The organism is Novosphingobium sp. 17-62-19 (assembly GCF_002256775.1).
Taxonomy (GTDB): Bacteria; Pseudomonadota; Alphaproteobacteria; order Sphingomonadales; family Sphingomonadaceae; genus Novosphingobium.
This window is the reverse complement of the sequence record NZ_NCII01000136.1, coordinates 1-5,286: the sequence shown is the minus strand read 5'-3', so window position 1 is coordinate 5,286 and position 5,286 is coordinate 1. Positions and strand designations below refer to the sequence as shown.

Annotated in this window: 3 protein-coding genes; 1 reads left to right on the top strand and 2 read right to left on the bottom strand. The window is 61.7% G+C overall.

Annotation, left to right across the window (positions count from 1 at the left end; all coding sequences use genetic code 11):
• Positions 1–412 precede the first annotated feature (412 nt).
• Positions 413–994: a methyl-accepting chemotaxis protein gene (locus tag B7X90_RS17820; RefSeq protein ID WP_292626823.1), complete on the top strand. Its 582-nt coding sequence runs from the start codon at positions 413–415 to the stop codon at positions 992–994.
• Positions 995–1,021: 27 nt separating this feature from the next.
• Here the strand turns inward: B7X90_RS17820 and B7X90_RS17815 are convergent, their stop codons facing one another.
• Together B7X90_RS17815 and B7X90_RS17810 are read right to left on the bottom strand one after the other, a co-directional pair.
• A complete protein-coding gene (locus tag B7X90_RS17815; RefSeq protein ID WP_292626821.1) occupies positions 1,022–2,122 on the bottom strand; it encodes a glycerophosphodiester phosphodiesterase family protein in 1,101 nt (366 codons plus the stop codon).
• 24 nt (positions 2,123–2,146) lie between these two features.
• Positions 2,147–4,687 carry a TonB-dependent receptor gene (locus B7X90_RS17810; protein WP_292626825.1) on the bottom strand — a complete coding sequence of 847 codons (2,541 nt, stop codon included), beginning with the start codon at positions 4,685–4,687 and terminating at the stop codon, positions 2,147–2,149.
• Positions 4,688–5,286 lie beyond the last annotated feature (599 nt).

Sequence of the window (5,286 nt, the reverse complement as noted above, 5' to 3'; positions counted from 1 at the left end):
ACCAGGCTGTCGTCATACCTTTCCGACGCTAGCACCGTCAGCGTTCGCCGTTCGTTCGACCCTAGCGTACGTAAAATTCACTTTCGTGCAGTGACCCCAAGATGGGCCTGTTCATCCGCACCATCGGGATCAAGCGGGCTGAAGCCAAGGTGGCGCTGGCCAACCTGGCGTACAACATGCACCGCCTCGTCTTTCACGAACGAAGGGCAGCCATGGGATAAGTGCGCCCGGAGAACAGGAAAAGCGCTGAAAAACGGCTCGGAAACGGCCAAATCAGGCCTCAAACCGGCAAAAGCAGCGCCCGATCAGCCATCGGCCGCCAAAAAAGCGTCAGAACCCAAGGTTGATAGAGGTGCCCATTTACATAGCCTGTGTTAATGACCGCCACGGTAACGCCCTGGCCCCTGTATCCATGATCAAGCGCATAGAGCGCATTCGTGAATTCAGTTGCCTCGTAGTTGTTGCGAAGCTCCTTCGTATCATTCGACGAACGAGTGGGCTGCAAGGTCTTTGGCGTAATGAGATAACCCGAGGGCACCGGAACCGCATCACAAGGGTACAGGTCAAGGATGGCGTCAGCCTGGTGGACGCAACCGGCGGCGCTCTCAAGACGATCGTGCAGAGCATCAACCGGATTGCCGGCTCTGTTCAGGAAATCGCCGAAACCGCGTCTTCGCAGTCCGACGCGCTTGAGCATGTGCGCGCCGCCGTCAGCGAGATGGACCGGGCAACGCAGCAGAATGCCGCGATGGTCGAGGAAAGTACCGCCGCTGCCCGCCAGCTTGCCGAGCAGTCGACGGAGCTTTCAAGGCTCGTCGATGCGTTCAACGTGACGAACAAGGTCGTGCCCATCCGGGACCGCAAATCCGCTCCCGCGATGGTAGCCTCAAGCATTCCCGCGCCAGCCTTCACGGGTGCGCCGCGCAAGCTCCCGTCCATCCCCCGCCCATCCATCGCACTCGCCTTGAAGGAAGAGGATTGGGACGAGTTCTGATCGGCAGCGCCTAATCGCTCGTCCCCGTCAGCGATTGGCAGCTAAGCGCGCGAACCGGTCGGCGACCACGCGGCCAAGCGCCGGATCATCGGTGAAGAAGCCGTCGAACCCTTCCTGCACATAACGCTCCATCTCGGCGATGCTCCCAACGGGATTGCGGGCATCATCCCCTTGCCCGTTGCGGAAGTCTGCAGCGAGAAACCGGTTTTCCGGCCTGAACGTCCAGGTGCCGATGAGAAGTCCCGCTGCGCGCGCTGCAGCCGCCAGACCCGTCGACCGGCCAAGCCGCCCCTCCGCATCGAGCGGGATGTAGGCCCGCGTCGCAGGCGCCAGCCAATCGGCATACGTGGCGATCTCGGCCAGGCCCGGCGGCGTCAGCATGGTGCGATAGGTCGTAGCGCTTCCGGCTTGAACGAAGTCATATGGCGCTGCGTCAGGCGCATCGATCAATTGCATGAGCTGGATATTGCCGAACCCGGCAATTTTCGGGCGCAATGCCTTGAGATTGCCGACTTCGAATGACTGCAGGATGAGCGGCGCCTTGCGCAGATAGGCACTCTGGCCAAGCATCTGCAGCAGTCGCCGCTCCAGCGGCAGGCCAATGCCGGCAAAGTACGTGCTGTGCTTGAATTCAGGGATCAGGCCGATGGTCCGACCCCTTGCAGCCGCCTCGGCCGCGGTGAAATCGACAATTTCCTCAAGCGTGACGATCTGGAACTGGCCGTCGAACGACTGGCTTTCGGCGCGCATCCCGCGCAAGCGCTCGCGTGCGCGCAGGGTCTTGAGTTCTGCGAGGGTCAAGTCCTCGGTAAACCACCCGTCGACCTGCTGCCCGTCAATCGTCTTGCGGGTCCGCCGCGCCGCAAATTCGCTGCGGCTCTCCACATCGGTCGTCTCGGCGATGTTGTTCTCGTGCCGGGCAACCAGAACGCCATCCTTCGTCGACACGAGATCGGGCTCGATGAAATCGGCGCCATCGGCAATGGCCTTGGCATAGGCGCCCATCGTGTGTTCGGGCCGCAGCGCAGACGCACCACGGTGGCCGAGCACAAGCGGGACCTTGCGGACACCAGGTCTGCCTGCCGCCCGCAAGGTGGTGGCGCAGGCCAGGGCTGCGCCACCGATCATTGCATTTCTTCTCGAAATCATCGGTCAGTATGCTGCCGACAGGGTGAGGAACCACTGTCGCGGCGGGATGGGATAGGCCGAGTAGCTGTTGGTCGCCGAACCGATCGACAGTGTCGATACGCCCTGCTTGTCGGTCAGGTTGGTGACGTTGAGCGCCAGTTCCACCTTGCGCAGCGGCAGCGACCCTTCCGGCACGCGCGCCGCAATTCGCAGCGAGGTGAGGAAGTAGGACGCAACGCTGGCATCGTTGGTGAATGTGGCAAAGCGCCGACCGACGTAATCGCCAATGCCTTGAACCTCGATCGGGCCAAGGTTCAGCGTGGCCACCGTCTTGTTCATCCACTTCGGCGTACCGGGCAACTGCTTGCCGCAGGTTGGCACGACCCCGCCGGTCACCAGGAACCCACCAATGCAGCTATCGACCCCGGCCCCAATGCCAAGCGCCGTCGACGTATAGTCGTTCTGGTACTTCGACAGGTTGTAGGAGACGGCATTGTAGAACGAGAACGTGTTGCCAAAACGCAGCGTCAAAGCCGCATCGACGCCATCGGTCTTTACGCTGCCGACGTTGACGAGTGTCGAGGTGCCACCGGTGATGCCGCTGCCGGCGATGCCGCCGGGGTTGGTCGGGATGGCCAGCAGACGGTTGCTGAAGTCGACATGATAGTAGTTCATCTGCGCCTGCAGGGCGACGCCGCCGCCGAACTGGCGGTTGGTGCGCAGACCCACCTCATAGGTCCAGCTCGTCTCGGGCTTGCCTTCGCGGGCAAAGGCATCGAACGCCGCCTGGCTGCCGGTGAACCACGGGCCACCCCCGCCGGCGAGATAAGCCTGGTACTGCCGAAGGTTCTTCTGGACGTTGAAGTAGAACTGTTCGCGCCCGTTGAAGTCATATGTCGCGCCGAACGCCGGCAGGAACCAGTTGTGCGTATCGATGTCGCCTTGCGGCAGCGCCGTGGTGCCACCGAGCGAGCCGACCTTGGGCTGCACCGGGAACCTGCCGCTCGCCCACTGCGAGCTGGTCTTGAAGCCGCCTTGCAACAGCAGCCGCTCGGTCGCCTGCCAGGTGTCCTGGATGTGAAGTTGCAACTGCTTGATCCGGGCTTCACCCTGATACTGCGTGAACAGCGGGGCCATCACGTTGCCGGGGCGAATATAGGGCGTGCTCAGATCGGGGCTTGCCACCGGCACGGCATACCACCGGCGCCACTGCGTGGTGCTATTGTGCTCGAACCAGCCACCCAGCTCGATCTTGTGGTTGCCAAGCTCCGCGCTGACCGACGAGATCACGCCGACACGGTCGATGCGATATTCGGTGGTCCGGGTGATCAGGCCCGATCCACCGGTCGCCTGAACCAGGGCGGCGCCTGCCGCCGCTGCCTGGGCCGCCGTCAGCGCCGTGCAGGCTGCCGGCTTTGTGCCATTGTTGTTGCCGCTGAAACGGCAGTTCGCTGGCAGGCTGCCATAGGCCGGGTCAAGATAGGCCTGCGCAGTGGTGATCGACTGGCCGAGCGGCCCGGCAACGACACCGGCACCATCGTTGTGGTGATAGTACGCCGTGTTCGACCAGGTCACCTTGTCCGCCAGGCGTGCATCATAGCGCAGATAGCCGAGGTAATCGGTGCGTTGCGCGTCCGAGTAGTAATTGCGGTAGTTGCTGCCCTCGGCCGCTGGCGAATTGCCCAGCGCATTGAGGTAGCCCGTGCGATAGCCGTTGAAGTCGGGGTAGAAGAACGGCTTGGTGTAGGGCGTGTAAAGCTGGGCCGCCGTCGCCGTCCCACCGGCAGATGGCTTGAAGAACACGGTCGCGTCCTCGTTCGGCTGAACCATGTCGTTGTAGTCGAAATAGGCGGTGAACTTGCCTGCATCGCCATCCCGGACGAACTTGGCATTGGCCTGCCAGCCCTTCTGGATGCCGTTGAAATCCCACGCCCGCGCCCGCTGGCGAACGCCCGAGACATAGGCCGAACTGCCACCGCCAAGATCACCGCTATCGATCCGCAGGTAGGTACGCGAGGCATCGTAACTGCCGACCGTCTGCGCCGCCTGGATGCCGAACTGCGCCAGCGGATCGGTCGAGAAGGTCTCGACAGTACCGCCAAGGTTGCTGTTCGAAGGCGTGGCAAGGTCACCGGCGCCCGTCGCCACGATCACCCGCGCAACGTTCTCCGAGATCACGGCACGCTGCGGCGATAGACCGTTGTAGTTCCCATAGCTTTGATCGCCCAGCGGGATGCCGTCCATGGTGTAGCCGAGCTGGTTGCCGGCAAAGCCATGCACGAAGGTCTGTGCGTTCTGCTCGTTGTTGCCCCACGGATCGGCGGTGATGTACAGGACGCCGGGCAGCGTCTGGATCGCCTTCAGCGGCGAGACGCCGGGCAGGATCTTCTGGATTTCGGCCTGCTGGATCGCGGTGGCCGAGCGCGTCGTCTTGGCGCCGGTGACGATGATCGTGTTCGTGTCGACCAGATCGCCTGCTTCGGCGGGTGCTTCGGCCGCGGCCCCTTCGCCGGCAACGGCATCACCTTCGACTTCGTGAGCAATGGCTTGCGGCGCGATGCCCATGGCTATGATTGTGCTGACCAGCAGGCTTGCCCGCCACGTTCCAGCCTTCGATCCCGATACCCTCATCAGATGTCTTCCCTAACTGCATCACGCTCGGCTGTTCGAGCGAGAGGTCAGTTAGGGGCGACAGATGGCAGTTTGCGTAATGTTTGGTTACAGTTCGAATGCAATCGCAGCTTTTTATGCGATGGCCGAAGGACTTGCTCAGAACGGTTATATAGAGGAACGACGCTGTAACTGTATGTAATGACGAGCTAAAACATTGATTTTAATAAACTTCAACCCTCAGCCTCGATGCTCAAATGTAACTAAGTCCCTCAAAATGGGGCTTTCACAGCCCTTGCAGCACCGAAGGCAACTCCCAGTCATTCTCTGACAGCTTCTCGGATTCATCTGTTGAGAGCATTGGATCTCCTTCTGGTTCTCTGTCCAGCCACTGCTGGAGGGCATAGCGTGGATGGTACGCTAAACAACGCTAAGGGCGAACAATCAGCGAACGGTTAGGCGGCGCGGCTATCCGGCGGCAGATTGAGGGCCTTGCGGCCAGCGGAAGCGGCTGCTCGATCCCAGAGGAAATCGCCCGAGAAAGCAATATGCTC